Origin of the sequence: Actinomadura madurae, assembly GCF_900115095.1 — a bacterium.
In the GTDB taxonomy this organism is placed as follows: domain Bacteria; phylum Actinomycetota; class Actinomycetes; order Streptosporangiales; family Streptosporangiaceae; genus Spirillospora; species Spirillospora madurae.
The window spans coordinates 424,610-441,777 of record NZ_FOVH01000004.1 but is presented as its reverse complement, the minus strand read 5'-3'; the positions used below and the strand labels follow the sequence as shown (position 1 = coordinate 441,777).

Sequence of the window (17,168 nt, the reverse complement as noted above, 5' to 3'; positions counted from 1 at the left end):
GGGTCCCTTCCGTCAGTCGTCGAGGTTGAGCAGGTGGGCGGGGTTGTCGCGGACCATGCGGCGCAGGTCCTTCTCCGGCAGCCCGAGGTCGAGCAGCGCGCCGGCCACCCGCATCCACGCGTCCACCGGCTTCGGGTTGGCCGCCTGGCCGAAGTCCGAGGACAGCACCGTGTGCTCGGGGCCGAGCGTCTCGATCCAGGTCATCAGCCGCTCGGGGTCCCACGCCATGTTCCCCTCGGGGTCGTACATGCCGATCTCGTGCTCGACGAACGCGCCGAGGTCGACGAGCTCGCGGCACAGCCCGGGCTCGGCGCCGATCACGAAGTCGGGGTGGCTGACGACCATCCGCTTCATGCCGCGCTCCCGCGCGGCCTGGAACAGGGTGCGGATGTACTCGGGGTACATGTGGCCGCCGTTGAGGACGGCCTCCTGCTCCTTGATCTCGTCCAGGATCTCGATCACTTCGGGCTTCAGCGCACCGTCCTCGTCGACGATGTCGATGCGCTCCAGGGTCAGCGGCACGGTGGTGGTCGGGAACGCCCCGTCCTCGGGGTGGCACTCGATGTGCCGGCCCGAGGAGATGGTCGGGAACCAGACGACCTTGCCGCCCATGCGCAGGCACATGCGCACGGCGTGTACGTTGAGCCCGCCGACGGTGCTGTTCAGCGCGATGCCCCCGTAGACGGAGGCGGCGACCTCGGCCAGCCGCCCCTTCATCGCCAGGACGTCCATCTGGGTGTTGTGGTGGTGGGATTTCGCCACCATGGCGCGCAGGCCGATCCGGGCGCCGTCCTGGGCGGCCTCGACGTGGTCGAAGCGGCGCGGGAACGGGCTGGGCCCGGAGTGGACGTGCATGTCGACCAGCCCGTCCAGGACGGAGGCGATGGCGGGACGTGGGCTCATCTGGCCACCTTCGTTCGTATTTTGAAGTTGCTGTTCAATATACGAGGCCAAACATCCTGCTTCAAGTGCTTGTGTTGTCCAGATCACACGTTTACGGTGCTACATGTTCACTTTGTGAACTCAAGGTTCAGAGTTCTGTCGCGGCTAACGAACCCCGGGCAGCCGCCAGCACAGACCGGAGGACGCGATGTCCACACCGTCCCACGCAGAAGCGCCGCGGCCGGCGGCAGCGGGCCAGGCGCACTCGTCGCACGGCCCGGACATGGATAAGGTGCGCGCCGCCGTACGCGGCGGGGCGCTCGCCTACTTCGTCGACCAGTTCGACATCTACCTGCCGATCGTGGTGCTGGCGCCCGCGACGATCTACTTCCAGTCGGCGTCCCTGAGCGCGAGCACGACGGCCCTGCTGTCGTCGCTGGTGTTCGCCTCGACCCTCGTCGGCCGCCCGCTCGGCGCGCTCGTCTTCGGACACTTCGCCGACACGGTCGGGCGCAAGGTCACCACGCTGGTCGCGGTCGGCGGCTTCGGCATCACCACCCTGCTGATCGCCTGCCTGCCGGGCCACGAGACGATCGGGGCCTGGTCGATCGGCCTGCTGATCTTCCTCCGCTTCATCGACGGGATCTTCCTCGGCGGCGAGTACACCACCGCGGTACCGCTGGCGATGGAATGGTGCCCGAAGCACAAGCGCGGGCTCTACGCCTCCCTCATCACCTCGACCTCCCCCTGGGCGTACGCCGTGATCGCCGCGATCACGCTGCTGCTCCTGCAACTGCTGCCGCCCGCCGGGCTGCACAGCAGCTACGTGCAGTGGGGCTGGCGGATCCCGTTCGTGATCGGCGCGCTGCTGGCGGCCGTGCTGTTCCGCTACTACCTCAAGCAGGTGCACGAGCCGCCCACGGAGCGCAGCGGCGAGCGGCACAAGATGCCGTTCGTGCGGCTGGTGGTGCGCTACCCCAGGGCCCTGGCGCAGGTGTTCATCCTGATGACCGGCACGTGGCTGGCGACCAACATGGAGGCCGCCGTGACGCCCGCGCAGCTCAAGTCGCACCTCGACCTGTCGAGCAAGGAGGTCACGGTGACGATGCTCGTGATCAACGCGTCGGCCGCGGTGGCCTACCCGTTCCTCGGCGTGCTGTCCCAGCGGATCGGGCGGCGGCGGTTCTACATCGGCTACGGCATGACGGTCCTGACGATCGGCGCCGGCGCCTACACCCTGATGATGGCCATGAACAGCGGGTTCGGCGCGGTGCTCGGCTGGGCCGTCCTGATCGGCGTCTTCACCGTCGGCACGTTCGGCCCGATCGCGGCGTACCTGACCGAGCGGTTCCCGGCGAGCATCCGGTCCACCGGGTACGGCGTCGGCTACAGCCTCGCCATCGTCATCCCCGCGTTCTACCAGTTCTACCTGCGGCAGCTCGACGACTTCATGCCGGGGCACCTCGCCCCGGCCGTCCTGATCGTGCTCGCCGGAGCGCTGATCAGCCTCGGCGGCTTCCTCGGCCCGGAGACCAAGGACGTCGACATGACCGACGACAGCACGGTCCCGGCCCTGCGCTGACCGGGGAGAGAGACTGCGGCGGCGGTGGCGTGCGGGCGCCCCGCCGCCGCGCTACATCGCGCGCTGGTCGACGTCGTCGGGCCGGTAGTGCCCGCCGAGCTCGCGGGTGAGCTCGCGGGCGGTGTCGACGACGACGCGAAGCTCGGGGGCGTCGTCGGACATCGACAGGGTGTTGTCCGGGCCGATGATGGCCATGGTGGCGCAGATGCCGTACTCGTCGAACACGGGCGCCGCCACCGCGACGATGCCGGGGGTGCTCATCGCGGAGCAGTGGCCGACGGCGCGGACCCGCTCGACGTCGGCGCGCAGCTCCTCGCGCACCGGGCCGGGCAGGTTCGCCATGAGCCGCTCCATGGACAGCTGATCGCCGTGGTAGGCCAGGAAGACCTTGCTCTGCGCCGCGTCGAGCGGCAGATGGCTGCCGACCCGCACGGACACGATGACGGCGGTGGAGATGTTCTCCTCGACCCGGGAGACCACCGGCCCGGTGAGCCCCCAGAGGCTGAGCACAGAGCTGCACCGCGTGGCGCGCGCGAGCGCCTGCATGTGGCGCGGGGCGAGGTTGATGACGCGGCGGTGGCCGATGGCGAAGGCGCCGAGCTGGAGCAGCAGGCCGCCGGGCGAGTAGCCGCCGCCCTCGGGGCCGCGTTCGAGCAGCCCGGCCGCGACGAGCGACGTGCAGTAGCGGTACGCGGTGGTGCGGTTGAGGCCGAGCCGCTCGGCGACCTCGCCGGCGGTCAGCTCCGGCGTGGCCGGATCGAACAGCGACAGGATCTGGCTGACCCGGCTCACGGCCTGGATGTCCGCCTGGTCGCCTCGGTCCGCGCGAGCGCCGTCCGGCGACCGCGTCGATTTGGTCACGGAGCCTCCGCCGGACGGTGATCGAGGGCCTGACAGCCATGCTCACGACAGGAGCACGGCTGTCAGGCTACCTCAGAAGCCGGGCGGCTCAGCGCCGGACGCTCCCTCGCCGCCCCGCACGGGTCAGGCGTCGAGGTAGGCCAGGACCGCCGGCACCCGGCGGTATCCGCGCCGGCCTGGTCGTGTCGACTCTGCTGTTCGCCGCCAGCGGCGCGCTGGCGACCGGCTACCGGATGCAGGTGAACGGGACGTTCGTCCGCACGGTTCCCGATCACTTCAGGGCGCAAGGACTGGGCGTGATGTCGGCCGGCCTCATCACCGTCCAAGGGCCGGGAGTACTCGTGAGCGGCTCTGTAGCCTCGGTGATCGGCCCGGCGCAGCCGGTCGCCGGCGCCGGTGCGGCCGGAATGCACGCAGAGGAATCTGAGAATCGGAGGTGCCTTTGCGAACCGCCGAAGGCAAGAACTGGTCGTGGGTTTCGGCCGGGTGGGTGGGGCTCCCTCTCGTGTTGCTCCTCCTACTGGTGACAGAGGACACGGCGGGCTGGTGGCGGTGGCCGGTGGCCGCGGCGGGATTGGGATTCTTCGTCTGCGCGGCCATCGGCCTGGTCCGGCTGGACGCCCGACGGCGTGGCGGCGGCGGGACGGCCATGATCGTGCTCGCCCTCGTCGCGGGGTTCCCCTTCCTGATCCTGCTCGGCAACATCACGCCGGCGCGGGCGGAACGGGTCGAGTCGTGCCGGGTGTCGGCGCTGAAGCCGACGAACGAGCTGTGGCTTCGGCAGGATTACCGGGTCGCCTGCCCGGCGGGAACGCGCGACGTCGTCCACAGGCCGAGCCCGCGTGCGAACAAGGCCGACAGGGACCGGCCGCGCTATGCCGTGGGCGAGACGGTCTGGGTCTCCATCTCCAAGGACGACCCTGACGAGATCCGATTCGTCACCGGTCCCGGGAGCGGACGCCTCGCCCTGGCCCTGATCGTCCTGGCCATCGTGGGCGTGCTGTCGGCCGTCGGCATCTGGCGTGCCCTCACAGCACCGAAGCGCCCCGTGCCCTAAAGAGTGAGGTTCCCCTCCGCGGCGATGGCGTCGGCGGTGGCCTGGGTGAAGGCGCGGATCCGGTTCGTCTCGGCCGTGGCGCGCCAGATGAACCGGCGCTCCCTGGGCGGGCCGTCGTCGATCGGCAGGTAGGCGATGTCGGGGCGCGTGTCGTACTTGCTCGCATGGGCGGGCACCGGGAAGACGCCCAGCCCCGCGCCGATCAGGGAGAGCATCTCCTGGACGGTGCTGAACTCCTGGCCGTGCCGGGTGGGCCTGCCGCCGGGCGTGCGGCGGGGTATCAAACTCTCGTTCATGTAGGCGGGAAGACCGCGCGGCGACAGCACCTCCTCGGTCCCGAGGTCCTCCAGCGAGACCGACGCTCTCCGGGCGAGCCGGTGCCGGGCCGAGACCGCGAGGACGACGGGCTCGCGGAAGAGCACGGGGCCGCACGCGATGTCGGGCTCGTCGACCTTGACCGGAACCAGGACGAGGTCGAGCTCGTCGGCGCGGAGCAGGTCGAGGAAATCGCTGTAGCGCACGTCCGCGATCCGCACCTCGCACCCCGGATGGCGCGCGTGGAACCGCGTGGCCGCCTGCTGCAGGAGCCGGCCGACCACCGTGCCGACGAAGCCGACGCGCAGCACCCCCTCGATCCCGCGGCCGGCCGCGACCGCCCTGTCGATGCCGTCGAGGATCTGCTGGTAGGCGGGCCGCAGGTCCTCCTCCAGGCGCCGTCCGATCGGGGTCGGCACGACCCGGCGGCTGGTCCGCTCGAACAGCGCGGCGCCGATCCTGCGCTCCAGCTTCTTGATCGTCTGGCTGACCCGGGCGGTGGACACGTGCAGGCGTTCGGCGGTGCGACCGAAATGCAGCTCCTCGGCGAGCGTCAGAAAGATCTCGATGTCGCGCTGCTCCACGCCCGGGCCTCCGATCGTGAACCCCTCGGTTAACGACCCTTGCAGAGCCGCTCATTGTTGCCAACCCGGCCCCCGGCGACCGTTGAGGTGCGGCCCGAAGGAGGCCGCGGCACTCGGACCAAGGAGCAGCGAGATGACCGACCACATGACCCTCGTCACCGGCGGCACCGGCAAGACCGGCCGGCGCGTCGTCCAGCGGCTGACCGCCCGGGACCGGCCGGTGCGGGTGGGATCCCGGTCCGGCGGGGTGCCCTTCGACTGGGCGGACCAGGACACCTGGGAGCCCGCGCTGGAGGGCGTCACCGCGGCGTACCTGTCGTACTTCCCGGACCTGGCGGCGCCCGGGGCGCCCGAGGCCATCGGATCGTTCGCCGAGGCGGCGCTGCGGTCGGGGACCCGGCGGCTCGTGCTGCTGTCCGGCCGCGGCGAGGAGGAGGCCCAGGCCAGCGAGAAGGTGCTCGCGGACTCCGGCGCGGACTGGACGGTCCTGCGCTGCAGCTGGTTCGCCCAGAACTTCAGCGAGGGCTACCTGGTGGACGCCCTCGCGGCCGGTGACCTGTCCCTGCCCGCCGGCGACGTGGGCGAGCCGTTCGTCGACGTCGACGACATCGCCGACGCCGCGGCGGCCGTCCTCACCGAGGACGGGCACCTCGGCCAGATCTACGAGCTGACCGGGCCCCGGCTGCTGACGTTCGCCGAGGCCGTCGCCGCCATCGCCGGCGCCACCGGCCGCTCCCTCGGCTACCACCGGATCCCGGCGGACGACTTCGCCGCGGGCCTGGCCTCCGACGGCGTCCCCGACGATCTCGTCGGCCTGCTGACCTACCTGTTCACCACCGTGCTCGACGGCCGCAACGCCTACGTGTGCGACGGCGTCCAGCGGGTCCTCGGCCGCCCGGCCCGCGACTTCTCCGACTACGTGCGCGACGCCGCCGCCACCGGCGTCTGGAACGCGAGGTGACCCCGATGAAGACGCTCCAGTCCATCACCCTGCTCTTGGCCACCCTCAGCAGCGGCCTGGTCGCCGGGCTGATGTTCACCTACGCCTGCTCGGTGATGCCCGGCTTCGGCCGCTCGTCCGACCGCACCCTCGTCGAGGGGATGCAGAACATCAACCGGGCGATCATCAACCCCTGGTTCCTGATCCCCTTCCTCGGCTCGCTGCCCCTCATCGCGACGGCGGTCGTCCTCGCCTGGCGCGGCCACGGCCGGCCCGCGCTGCCGTGGATCCTCGCCGGGCTCGCGCTCTACGTGGTCGCGTACCTGATCACGCAGGGCATCAACATCCCGCTCAACGACCGGCTCGACCGGGCCGGGGACCCCGCCCGCATCGCCGACCTGGCCGAGACCCGCCGGAACTTCGAGGACCGATGGGTGACGTGGAACATCATCCGCACGCTCGTCCACACCGCCGCGTTCACCTGCCTCGCCTGGGCGCTCGTCGTGTACACGCCCGCCCGGTCCAGCGCCGCCGCCCCCGCGGCGGACGAGCGACCACCGGCCCCGGCGGCGACCGCCCCCCGCTGATCGCCCGCCCCACCCCGGCCACGGCGGACGGCCTCCCGGCCCCCCGCCGTGGCCGACGGCCGTCCAGCGCAGGGCGCCCTGGCCCTGCGCGATCGGCCGGGGTTCGGCTAGGAGCGTGTGGGGGTGGCCAGGAGTTCGCCGTGGATGTTGGCGTGGTAGAGGGTGCCGCCCGAGGCGCACAGGTTCTCGGGGTGGATCGGCCGGGACCGGTGGTCGGCACCTATCCGCCTCACCAGCCGACCGGTCGCCGGGTCGAACGAGGACAGGCCCCGGTCGCCGATGTGCAGCAGCCCGTCCGCGAGCACGGGCCCGCCGTGGCTGTCGGGATGCAGCCGCTGCCGCCACAGGCCGCGGCCGCCGGCGGTGTCCACGGCGACGAGCAGGCCGTTGCGCGTGTTCACGAAGAGCCGTCCCGGGGCGACGATCATGGGGGGCGGGTCGACGGAGTCGCGCACCGCGCCGAGAGGGTACGTCCAGCGGAGCCGCCCGGTGCGGCGGTCGAGCGCGTGCAGCACCCCGGCCGACCACACCATGTAGACCGTCCTGTCGTCGGCCAGCGTCAGCATGCCGTGTTCGGAGGCGGGAGCGGCGTGCTCCGCCTGCCAGCGCGGCCTGCCGTCCGCGGCGGTGAACGCGAGCACCGTGTGCGACCGTGTCCCGGGCGCGCCGGTGACCGCCAAGATCAGATCCCCGGCCTTCTGGAGGGGCATGACCGGGGGCCGCGAAAGCTCGGCGGACCACCGGCGGCGGCCGGTCACGGCGTCGATGCCCACCAGCAGGTCATCGGCGTCCGGATGGCACACCGTCCGTCCGGACGCGACCGGCCCGTGCGCCGACAGGCGGCCGTGGCTCCACCGGGCCCGGCCGGTCCGGGCGTCGAAGGCCGTCAGCTTGTCCTCGCCGGGGACCGGTACGCACACCGCGCCTCCTGCCACCGCCGGAGGCGGGCTGGAGGAGGTCAGGCCGAGCCGGTGCGACCACGCCTCCCGGCCGGTGGCGAGGTCGTACGCGGCCAGCCGGCCGTCCGCGAGCCGCAGGAACAGCCGGTCCGCCGACCACGCCAGACCCTCCACGGTGTCGGTGAGGACGTCGGGGACGCTCCACCTGACCCGTCCGGCGCGGGGGTCCACGGCGGCGAACGCGGTCCCGCCGACGACGAGCAGCATCCCGTCGACGATCACCAGGCCGTGCTCCCTGCGCACTCGACCTCCTGGTAGCCGCACCATCCAGCGCACCGGTCCCGGTGGGGTGGCGGGCCTGGTGCGCATGTCGTCGATCGCGAGGAACGCGGCCACCGCGCCGACCGCCCCGCCGGCGACCAGCACCCGGCGCGGTATCCGCCGGCGGCGGTGGACCGGCAGCGGCGGCGGTACCGGTTCCCGGCCCCGGGCGCCGATCGCGGCGACCACCTGGTGCGGCAGCCACCGCGTGCCGTGCAGGTCCATGGTCGCGGCGTCGGTCAGCCGCTCGGTCACCTGGTCGGGGGCGGGCCGCTCGGCGGGATCCTTGGCCAGGCAGGCGGCGGCGATGTCGCGCAGCACGGGGTCGGGCACCGCCTCCAACCGAGGCGGCTCGTGCACCGTGCGGTGCAGGATCCGGTGGACGGACCCGTCGCCGAACGGGCCGGTCCCGGTGCAGGCGAAGACCAGCACGGCTCCGAGGGAGAACACGTCGGAGGCGGGTCCCGCCGTGCCGTGCGCGATGTGCTCGGGCGCCAGGTAGCCCGGCGAGCCGATCACCTCGCCGCTCTGCGTGATCGCGGCGGAGTCGGCCGCCCGCGCGATGCCGAAGTCGATCACCCGCGCGCCGTCCGGGCCGAGCAGCACGTTGGCCGGCTTGAGATCGCGGTGGACGACCCCCGCCCGGTGGATCGACCGGACCGCCTCCGCCAGCCCCACCGCGAGTCCCCGGACGGCGGCCGGCGGCAGCGGACCGTGCGACCCGACCGCCTCCTCCAGGGAGAGGCCGGGCAGGTAGGCCGTGGCCAGCCAGGGCCGTTCCGCGTCGGGGTCGGCGCGCAGCACCGGGGCGGTGAAGACGCCGCTCACCGTTCGCGCGATCTCCGTCTCGCGGCGGAACCGGGCCCGGAACCCGGGGTCGTCGGCGAGCTCGCGGTGGATCAGTTTGATGGCCACCGGCCGTCCGCCGGGCGAGGTGCCGAGGAAGACCTCGCCCATGCCGCCCCGGCCCAGCCTGGCGAGCACCTCGAACTGGGCGAGCCGTCTCGGGTCGCCGGGGCGCAGGGGCTCCATCGGTTCCCTCCGGGATGGTCAGGGGCCGGTGACGGCGACGAGGTCGCCGGTCGAGCAGATGACGGCCCCGTCCACCGCGTCCAGCCCCTCGACCTCGGCGTCCAGGCGGACGCGCCACGCCAGGCGCCCGCGATCAAGGTCGACGGCGTGGACGGTGTCGCCGCCGGGCGCGTAGAGCGTGCCGCCGACGCGGGCCGGCGGGGCCGTCGCCGTCTCGGAGCCGCCGGCCTGGACGGGCACGGCGAACCGCTGCCGTCCCGTGCCCCGGTCGAACGCGCGCACGAACCCGGCCAGGTCCTGGACGACGACGGTGTCGCCGTACACCAGGGGCGGCCTGACGACCTTCCCGGCGGTGGCGCTCCAGCCGCCCTTGCCCTGCCGTACGGCATGGAGCCGGTCCGCCAGGTCGGTGACGTAGACCGTGCCCGTGTCCTGCAAGGCCGCGGCCCGGCCCTGGACACGACGGCGCCACACGGTCCTGCCCGACGCCGTCTCGAGGACCCGGAGCTCCTCCCTGGTCAGGACGCAGAGCGCCCCATCGCGGGCGGTCATCACCGGATGGCTCGCGACCCAGTCGAGCGAGCGCCGCCACCGCTCGGTTCCGGTACGGAGATCGAACGCGATCAGCGCGTCCCCTGCCACGATCACCAGCCCGTCCGCCGCGAGCGGCGGCTGCACCGGAGCGGCCAGGGACGCCGACCACCGTCTCTTCCCGTCCGCGGTGTCGAAGGCCGTGAGCTTCCAGCGCGCCCCGAGTGCGGCGTTGTCCAGACCACCCGCCTCAAGTGCGACGACCGTCCCGCCCCCGACCGCCACCCGTTCGGAGGAGCGCTTGATGCCCCGCTTCCAACGCTGCTTCCCGGACTGGACGTCGACGGCGAGGATCCACCCCTCGGCGCCTCCCAGGTCGCCGGTCGAGGTCACCGCGTACGCCGTCCTCTCATCGATGACGGGTGCGGCCTCCGTCCGCGAATCCCGCAGCCGCCACCGCACCCGTCCGCTCGCCGGCCCGCCTCCCGTCGGTCCGCCTTCCGCGGCGGCGGGCGTCTCCGGCGTCCGCGGCGACGTCCCGGTGCCGGACCGCCGCCATGCGGTCAACTCGCCCAGCCCGGCGCCCGCCGCCCCCGCCGCCGCGATCCCGCCGGCGACCAGCAGCCGTCTCCGGCGGACCCGGCGGGGCAGCGGCATGGTGGCCGGCGGCGGCTGCGCCTGCCTGGTCCGTACCGCCTCGGCCAGCGGCGCGGGCAGCCATCCGACGCCCACCGGTGCCGTGCCGGCCCAGCTCAGCCGGTCGAGCAGCATCGCCGACGTGGGACGCAGCGCGGGATTGCGGGCCAGGCAGTCGGCGACGAGGCCGCGCAGGAACGTGTCGGGGATGCCGTCCAGGTCCGGGTCCTCGTGCAGCACCCGATGGATCATGACCGGGAGCGGTCCGTCGCCGAACACCCTGCGCCCGAGGACGGTGAAGCCCAGCACCGCGCCCAGCGCGAAGACGTCGCCCGCCGGGCGGACCTCCCGGCCGGCGGCCTGCTCGGGCGCCATGTAGCCGGGCGTGCCGAGGACCCCGCCGGGACGGGTCAGCGCGTGGTCGTCGGCCGCCCTGGCGATGCCGAAGTCGATGATCCGCGGCCCCTCGCCGCTGAGCAGCACGTTGGACGGCTTGAGGTCGCGGTGCACCACGCCCGCCCGGTGGATGGAGTCGAGCCCCTCCGCCAGCCCGGCCGCCAGCGCCAGCGTCGCCTCCACCGGGAACGGTCCGTGCGTCCGGACCGCCTCCTGCAGCGACAGACCCGGCAGGTAGGCCGTGGCCAGCCACGGCGTGGACGCCTCGGGATCGGCCTCCAGCACGGGTGCGGTAAACGCGCCGCTCACCGACCGGGCGTTGGCGACCTCTCGCCGGAACCGCGCCCGGAACCGCGGGTCCCGCGCCAGATGCTCGTGGATCACCTTGATGGCGATCGGCGTCCCGCCCGGTGTGCGACCGAGATAGACCCGCCCCATGCCGCCGGCCCCCAGCCGGGCGACCAGCACGTGGTGCCCGATGCGCACCGGGTCTTCCGGGGTCAGCCGCTCCATGGCATCAATGACGCACACCAGCCCTCAGGCGGGCGGTATCAGGTCGCTCTGGCTGACGGTGTACGTCAGCGGGGGGTAGACGAAGTCCGTTTCATTGTTCTCGCGGCGCCGTAGCCGGTAGAACTCGCGCTGCTGCTCCTCGTCGGCCAGTACGAGGCGCGCACCTTGCGGGAGATATGCGTGTCCGTCGCGGAACCGGAGGAAGGTCTGTGACGTTCGGAGGGTCACACCCAGCCATTCGTTGTCCGTCGTTCGGACGGGTGTGTCCAGCACGATCTTGTGCTTGAGCCGCCGGTTCGTGTCGACGGAGAACGCGACGATGCTGTGGTGGGTGAGGGTCACCTCGAACTTCTCGCCATCGGCCCCCTTCGATTCGAAGATCAGCTTCCTTAGCGGGTCCGCTTCGGGATGCCGATAGCAGGAGAAGACGGCGATGAAGGACCCGTCGGCCAGGTCGAGGGCTTGGTCGGAATGGCCGCCCATGGTCCTGTAAGCGTTCGTGTAGCTCTCGATGAGAGCGTTGTTGAAGCCGACCGGAAGCGTTGCACATTCTTGGACCTGTTGCGCGAGCCTTTCGTGCACCGGCCGGAAACGCTGTGTGGGGCTGCTGTATGGAGTGGTCGTGCGCACGAGAGGCACGCCCTGCGCCTCGTCGACCTTGGTGAGCGTGGCGCCTCGCCGGCCTTTGCCGACGTCCTCCCAGCGGGCTGACGCGGACAGCTCTGCGAAGAGATTTTCCTCGGTCGGCAGAACGAACGAGAGGATCTCATCCGAGATCCTAGGCTCGGGGGGCAACGTAGTCTCCCTTGTTCATGCTGAAGAGAAACTCGTCGCCGTAATCGATGAAGGACGAGCTCTTGTTCTCTTCGGCGTAGAGCCTGCGCAGTTCGTCCATGCCTGCCGGGGTGGGCGGCTCCAGTCGCACCAGATCTCCGTCCAGCTTGAGGAACGTGTGGCCGCCCTTGTGGACGGCCTCAGCGTTCGAGCAGCGCACCACGTATCCCAGGCGGGTCGGAAGCGATTCGGCGTCCAACGCCGAGGGTCGTATCTCATGCGTGTACAGGCGGTTGGTGGACAGTGGCATGAAGAACACAGAGCCGGGGTAAAGCGTCAGGGTGAATAGCGAGGGAAGGGTATCCCCGAGGCGGTTTTCAGTCGTATCTTTGAGCCGGAAGCGGAGCTTGGTCAGCCCGCTGGCATTCTTCACGCCGTAGTCGAAGGGGTCTTCGGACAGGGGTCGCAGCTTGTCGAGCCCGTCATAGAAGGTGCAGAACGCCATGATGCCGTTGGCGGGCATGTCCTTGGTCTTGTCGGCATGGGCCGAGATCTTCGCCTTGGACTGCCTGCGCTCGGTCGTGGCGGGGGTGTTGTGGTAGATCTGGGCGAGGACGTGATTCAGCGGCGCGTGGTTCCGGAAGACGGCGGCGGCCTCGCGGTTGAGAGTCTCGACGATATGCGTGTCGGTCGGGCGGAAGCTTTCGGTCGGCCCCGAGAGATTCGTGGAGCACCGGAGCAGGCGGAAATGCAGTTCGTCGCCGTTCCGCGTCACGGGCGTCAGGTAGATACCGCTGCGATGGGCCGTTCCGGGCTTGGTGGACTCGGTCAGGGACTGGAACGCGTGCTCCGTGCGGATCAGGTTGAAGTGATCGGCACCGGGGTCGAAGAAGCGCCGGTAGTACACGCCGACGCCGTGCACCCGGATGGGAACCTGGCCGAGCTCGACAAGGGGCCACGGTTCGTTGACGTCCTCGCAGTACCCGTCCGACAGCTCCCGTATAACGAACACCCGGGCCGCCGCACGCAACTGGCCGACGCTGATCCCGGACACATCGCCGCACAGGTAGACGGTCTTCCGCGCGAGGTCGAGCGAACCGGAAGCAAGATCTCCTGGCGTGATCGTCGACCCGAAGAAGTCTCTGAGCGAGTCATTATCGTGCAGTGTCGAAGGCGCGACCAGAATACTGTTCGCGTCATCGACGCAGGCTTCTACCGGCTCTGTTGCGTGCATTGAATACAAGATTATCATCCATCAGCCGACCGCACCCTGGCCATACGGCGCCCGCCTTCCTCGGCATCACCGCACCGAAGACCGGCACCATCAGCGGTCCGGACGCGATCGCCAGGCCGGTGCCGATCACGCTGACCCGGCGGCGTCCTAGGGCCGGGACCGGGCGCCGTCGCCCGGGTGACGGGTGGATTGGCTTACCGGCCTTCTTCGGACACACGTAAATCCGCTGTTAACTCTGCAATTCCTCCGTTCTATGACCTTTCTCAGCCCAGTAGTGTCCGGACTGTGCTGATCAGCCCACACGAGCAGGAGCGGCTGTTGCTGCATGTCGCCGCGTCGGTCGCGCGGGAGCGCCGGGCCCGGGGGCTGCGGCTGAACCATCCGGAGGCGACCGCGATCATCGCGGTCCATGTGCTGGAGGGGGCGCGGGACGGGCGCACGGTCGCCGAGTTGATGGAGTCCGGCCGTTCGGTGCTGACCCGGGAGGACGTCATGGAAGGCATTCCGGAGATGCTCGACTCGGTGCAGATCGAGGCGACGTTCCCCGACGGGACCAAGCTCGTCACCGTCCACAGGCCGATCCCGTGACCTCCCGTCCGCTGGTTCCCGGGGAGGCCGTTCCCGCTGACGGCCCGCCCGTCGTGCTCAACGCCGGGCGCACCCGTGTCATGGTCACGGTCGTCAACACGGGAGACCGGCCCATCCAGGTGGGGTCCCACTAGCCCCACCGCCGGAGACCGGATCAGGCTGGCCGACACCGACCTGTTCATCGAGGTCACCGAGGACCGCAGCCGCGGTGCGAGCGCCGGTGACGAGGTGCTCTTCGGCGGCGGGAAGGTGATCCGCGAGTCGATGGGGCGGGCGCTGCGGCTGGGCGTCGGCGGGCCGGTCGGGTCCGGCAAGACCGCCCTGGTGGCGGCGCTGTGCCGGACGCTCCGCGACGAGCTCGCCGTGGCCGTGGTGACCAACGACATCTACACGACGGAGGACGCCGACTTCCTGCGGCGCGACGCCGTCCTGTCGGACGACAGGATCGTCGCCGTCCGCACCGGATGCTGCCCGCACACTTCCATCCGCGACGACATCTCCGCCAACCTCGACGCCGTCGAGTCGCTGGAGCGGCGGCACGGACCGCTCGACCTGATCTTCGTGGAGAGCGGCGGCGACAACCTCACCGCGACGTTCAGCCGGGGCCTCGTCGACCGGCAGATCTTCGTCCTCGACGTCTCCGGCGGCGACAAGGTCCCGCGCGAGGGCGGGCCCGGGGTGAGCGGCGCGGACCTGCTGGTCGTCAACAAGACCGATCTGGCCCCGCTCGTCGGCGCCGACCTGGACGTCATGGACCGCGACGCGGCACGGGTGCGCGGCGGCAGGCCCGTGATCTTCAACTCGCTGCGCGAGCGTCCCGGCGCGCCGGAGGTCGCCGAGTGGGTCCGGGCCGTCATCGCCGGGACGCGGGACGTCCAGGACTCGCCCGGCGCCTCGACGCCGGCGGTCGCGCCCGGGGCCCTGTGACCCGGCATTACACGGCCCGTGCCGAGTGCGACGGCGCCGGGCGGACCAGGCTGACGACGGTGCGTTCGGACGGGCCGTACGCGCTGCGCGCCGCTCCGGAGGCCGTCTACCTGGTCGGGGCGGCGGCGGGCCCTCTCGGGGGCGACGAGCTGCGCCTCGACCTGGACGTCTCGCACGGCGCCACCCTCACCGTGCGCTCCGTCGCGAGCGCGCTGCTGCTCCCGGGCGAGGGCGAATCCCAGGCATGGGTGAAGGCCAGGGTCGCGTCAGGAGCGCACCTCGACTTCGCCCTGGAACCGGCGGTCGCCACGGCGGGTTGCCGCCCACCGTGCCATCGCCGATCTCGCCCTGGAGGGCGACGCCACACTTCGCTGGCGCGAGGAACTCGTCCTCGGATGGCACGGCGAAACCGGGGCCCCCTGCACGAGCCGGATCGACGTCACCCTCGACGGCGTCCCGCTGCTGCGGCACGAGCTACCGCTGCCCGATCCGGCCTTCTACACCAGCAGCGCCGTGCTGGGGGACGCGCGCTGCACCGGCGACGTGCTGCTGGTCGGCCCCGATCTGGCGAGGGACGCGTACGCCGCCGACGGGCTGGCGGTCATGCCCCTCGCCGGACCGGGCGTCCTCGTGACGGCACTCGCACCCGATTCGGCGATCCTCCGGCAACGTCTCGTCCAGGGCGAAAAGCACGCCCGCGGCTGACCCGGTAATCTCCAGCCGGGGCGCGCCTTCTCACCGAACGCGCCCGTGGAGGCCTCCCGCCCGGATCGGCAGCGACCTCCCGGCGCCGATCGTCCAGTCCACGGGCGACACCCGCACCGTCCACGAGGGCGCCGTCGCCCTGCACCGCGCGCTACCCGCGTCCCGCATGGTCACCTTGCGGAACGTCCGCCGCCACGGCATGTACCCCAACCGCTGCGTCACCGAAGCGGTCAACGCCTACCTCACCTCCGGCACGAATGCGACCTGCGACAAGGAGACCTGGAGAGCGACATATGCACGGCCGTCAGAGCCGGATCATGACGGTCTTGGTCTCGGTGTAGGCGTCCAGGACCTCGGTGCCGTGTTCGCGGCCGATGCCCGACTGCTTGAAACCGCCGAAGGGGACCGTTCCCGCGCTCATCTCGCCGTAGGTGTTGATCCACACGGTTCCGGCCCGCAGGCCACCTGCGACGCGATGGGCGCGCCCGAGATCGGTCGTCCACACGGAGGCGGCCAGGCCGAAGATGGTGTCGTTGCCCTGGGCGATGGCGTCCTCCGCGTCGGTGAACGTCAGCAGGGCGGCGACCGGTCCGAAGATCTCCTCCCGGACCACGCGGGCGTCCGCGCCGACGTCCTCGATCAGCGTCGGCGGCATGTACAGGTCCCGAGCGTCGCCGACGGTCAGGAGGCTGCCGCCCTCCTCGCGGGCGAGGTCGAGGTAGGAGCCGACCCGCTCGAAGTGCTGCGCGGTGACCAAGGGCCCGATCTTGGTATCGGGATGGAACGGGTCGCCCAGGGCGAAGGCCTTCATCTCCTTCAGCAGCAGTTCGCGGAACCGGTCGCGGACCGTCTCCTGGACGAAGATCCGGGTCCCGGCGACACAGGCCTCGCCGCTGCCCTGCGCGAACCCCGCGACGGCACCCTTGGCCGCCGCCTCCAGATCGGCGTCGTCGAAGACGATCGTCGGCGACTTGCCGCCCAGTTCCAACGTGACCCGTTTGAGGTCCTTGCTGGAGACCTCCAGGATGCGCTTGCCCACCCCGAGCGAGCCGGTGAACGAGATCTTGTCCACCCCGGGATGGTGCGTGAGCGCCTCACCGGTGGTGGCGCCGTCTCCGGTGACGATGTTGACGACGCCTGGGGGAAGGTCCGTCTCGCCCAGCAGCTCGCCGATGCGCAGGGCCGACAGCGGGGACCAGGCGGCCGGCTTGGCGACCACGGTGTTGCCGGTCGCCAGCGCCGGACCCAGCTTCCACGCCAGCTGCAGAACCGGACCGTTCCACGCGGTGATGGCCGCGACGACGCCGATGGGCTCGCGCACGGTGTAGTGGAGCACCGACGGGTCCGCGGGGGCGGTCCGGCCGTAGATCTTCGTCGGCCAGCCCGCGTAGTGCCGGAAGACCTCGACGGAGTGGTCCACCAGCCAGCGGGTCATCCACAGGGGGCCGCCCATGTCCAGGGAGTCCAGCACGGCCAGCTCTTCGGCGTGCGCCTCCAGCACGTCGGCGATCTGCAGCAGGATCCGGCTGCGCTGATACGGGCCGATGTCCGCCCACGACGGGTCCTCGAAGGCCCGCCGGGCCGCGGCCACCGCTTCGCCCACATCGTCTGCTCCGGCCATGGCGACGTCGGCGAGCACCTTCCCGGTCGCAGGGTCGAGCGTCGCGAACGTGTTTCCCGCAAGAGCCGGTCTCCAGCTACCGCCGATCAGGAGCCGCTTGGCGGACCCGTCCAAGAACGCGGGCGCGGGCCGCTCGTCGGGGGCGACGGTGAGAGGGATGGTCACAATGACTCCTTCGCAAAC

At 71.5% G+C, this 17,168-nt stretch carries 16 protein-coding genes and 2 pseudogenes; 10 read left to right on the top strand and 8 right to left on the bottom strand.

The features are described from left to right. Positions 1-12: 12 nt before the first annotated feature. On the bottom strand, positions 13-903 hold the full coding sequence (locus BM339_RS14735) for a DUF6282 family protein (protein ID WP_021594241.1): 891 nt from the start codon (positions 901-903) through the stop codon (positions 13-15). A gap of 262 nt (positions 904-1,165) precedes the next feature. On the opposite strand from BM339_RS14735, the gene BM339_RS14730 reads away from it, so the two are divergent. Further along, positions 1,166-2,464, top strand: a complete 1,299-nt coding sequence (locus BM339_RS14730) for an MFS transporter (protein ID WP_218163645.1) — start codon at positions 1,166-1,168, stop codon at positions 2,462-2,464. A gap of 51 nt (positions 2,465-2,515) precedes the next feature. Here BM339_RS14730 and BM339_RS14725 read toward each other — a convergent pair whose 3' ends face one another. Beyond that, positions 2,516-3,325, bottom strand: coding sequence for an IclR family transcriptional regulator (locus tag BM339_RS14725; protein WP_021594239.1), 810 nt, complete (start codon positions 3,323-3,325; stop codon positions 2,516-2,518). Between the two features lie 523 nt (positions 3,326-3,848). Between BM339_RS14725 and BM339_RS14720 the strand changes: the two genes are divergently transcribed. After that, positions 3,849-4,382: a hypothetical protein gene (locus tag BM339_RS14720; protein ID WP_143118419.1), complete on the top strand. Its 534-nt coding sequence runs from the start codon at positions 3,849-3,851 to the stop codon at positions 4,380-4,382. On the opposite strand, the gene BM339_RS14715 is transcribed toward BM339_RS14720, so the two are convergent. Beyond that, positions 4,379-5,281: a LysR family transcriptional regulator gene (locus BM339_RS14715; RefSeq protein WP_083597633.1), complete on the bottom strand. Its 903-nt coding sequence runs from the start codon at positions 5,279-5,281 to the stop codon at positions 4,379-4,381. The two genes, BM339_RS14720 and BM339_RS14715, sit on opposite strands and share 4 nt — an antisense overlap. Before the next feature lie 133 nt (positions 5,282-5,414). Here BM339_RS14715 and BM339_RS14710 point away from each other — a divergent pair, with 133 nt between their 5' ends. Both BM339_RS14710 and BM339_RS14705 read left to right on the top strand, forming a co-directional pair. Next, positions 5,415-6,242, top strand: a complete 828-nt coding sequence (locus BM339_RS14710) for an NAD(P)H-binding protein (RefSeq protein ID WP_021594234.1) — start codon at positions 5,415-5,417, stop codon at positions 6,240-6,242. A 5-nt stretch (positions 6,243-6,247) separates the two neighbouring features. Then, a complete protein-coding gene (locus BM339_RS14705; RefSeq protein ID WP_021594233.1) occupies positions 6,248-6,808 on the top strand; it encodes an anthrone oxygenase family protein in 561 nt (186 codons plus the stop codon). A gap of 107 nt (positions 6,809-6,915) precedes the next feature. Here BM339_RS14705 and BM339_RS14700 read toward each other — a convergent pair whose 3' ends face one another. The 4 genes from BM339_RS14700 to BM339_RS14685 are packed head-to-tail and all read right to left on the bottom strand — an operon-like array spanning position 6,916 to position 13,144. Beyond that, complete coding sequence (locus BM339_RS14700) at positions 6,916-9,060, bottom strand: serine/threonine-protein kinase (protein ID WP_075021175.1); 2,145 nt, start codon at positions 9,058-9,060, stop codon at positions 6,916-6,918. Positions 9,061-9,078: 18 nt separating this feature from the next. Next, positions 9,079-11,136 (bottom strand): protein kinase domain-containing protein, encoded by a 2,058-nt coding sequence (locus BM339_RS14695; RefSeq protein ID WP_075021174.1) that lies wholly within the window; start codon positions 11,134-11,136, stop codon positions 9,079-9,081. Between the two features lie 24 nt (positions 11,137-11,160). Beyond that, a complete protein-coding gene (locus BM339_RS14690) occupies positions 11,161-11,931 on the bottom strand; it encodes a hypothetical protein (RefSeq protein ID WP_075021173.1) in 771 nt (256 codons plus the stop codon). After that, entirely contained in the window at positions 11,915-13,144 is a 1,230-nt protein-coding gene (locus BM339_RS14685) for a hypothetical protein (RefSeq protein ID WP_075021172.1), read from the bottom strand. The genes BM339_RS14690 and BM339_RS14685 overlap by 17 nt, the downstream gene beginning before the upstream one ends. Before the next feature lie 285 nt (positions 13,145-13,429). On the opposite strand from BM339_RS14685, the gene BM339_RS14680 reads away from it, so the two are divergent. From BM339_RS14680 to BM339_RS52615, 6 genes and pseudogenes are all read left to right on the top strand, one after another. After that, positions 13,430-13,732, top strand: coding sequence for an urease subunit gamma (locus BM339_RS14680; RefSeq protein ID WP_075021171.1), 303 nt, complete (start codon positions 13,430-13,432; stop codon positions 13,730-13,732). Then, positions 13,729-13,866, top strand: coding sequence for an urease subunit beta (locus tag BM339_RS52450; protein ID WP_337959915.1), 138 nt, complete (start codon positions 13,729-13,731; stop codon positions 13,864-13,866). Before BM339_RS14680 ends, BM339_RS52450 begins: the two co-directional genes overlap by 4 nt. Next, positions 13,808-14,659, top strand: a complete 852-nt coding sequence (gene ureG / locus BM339_RS14670; protein ID WP_075021170.1) for an urease accessory protein UreG — start codon at positions 13,808-13,810, stop codon at positions 14,657-14,659. Before BM339_RS52450 ends, ureG begins: the two co-directional genes overlap by 59 nt. Further along, positions 14,572-14,922 (top strand): annotated as a pseudogene (locus tag BM339_RS51365) (hypothetical protein); the annotation flags it as partial. The gene ureG and the pseudogene BM339_RS51365, both read left to right, overlap by 88 nt. A 250-nt stretch (positions 14,923-15,172) precedes the next feature. Further along, positions 15,173-15,364 carry a hypothetical protein gene (locus BM339_RS52845; RefSeq protein ID WP_256255369.1) on the top strand — a complete coding sequence of 64 codons (192 nt, stop codon included), beginning with the start codon at positions 15,173-15,175 and terminating at the stop codon, positions 15,362-15,364. Continuing rightward, positions 15,309-15,617: pseudogene (locus BM339_RS52615) on the top strand (alpha/beta hydrolase); the annotation flags it as partial. The gene BM339_RS52845 and the pseudogene BM339_RS52615, both read left to right, overlap by 56 nt. Before the next feature lie 51 nt (positions 15,618-15,668). On the opposite strand, the gene BM339_RS14655 reads toward BM339_RS52615, so the two are convergent. Continuing rightward, positions 15,669-17,150, bottom strand: coding sequence for an aldehyde dehydrogenase family protein (locus BM339_RS14655; protein WP_021593721.1), 1,482 nt, complete (start codon positions 17,148-17,150; stop codon positions 15,669-15,671). Between the last annotated feature and the right edge of the window lie 18 nt (positions 17,151-17,168).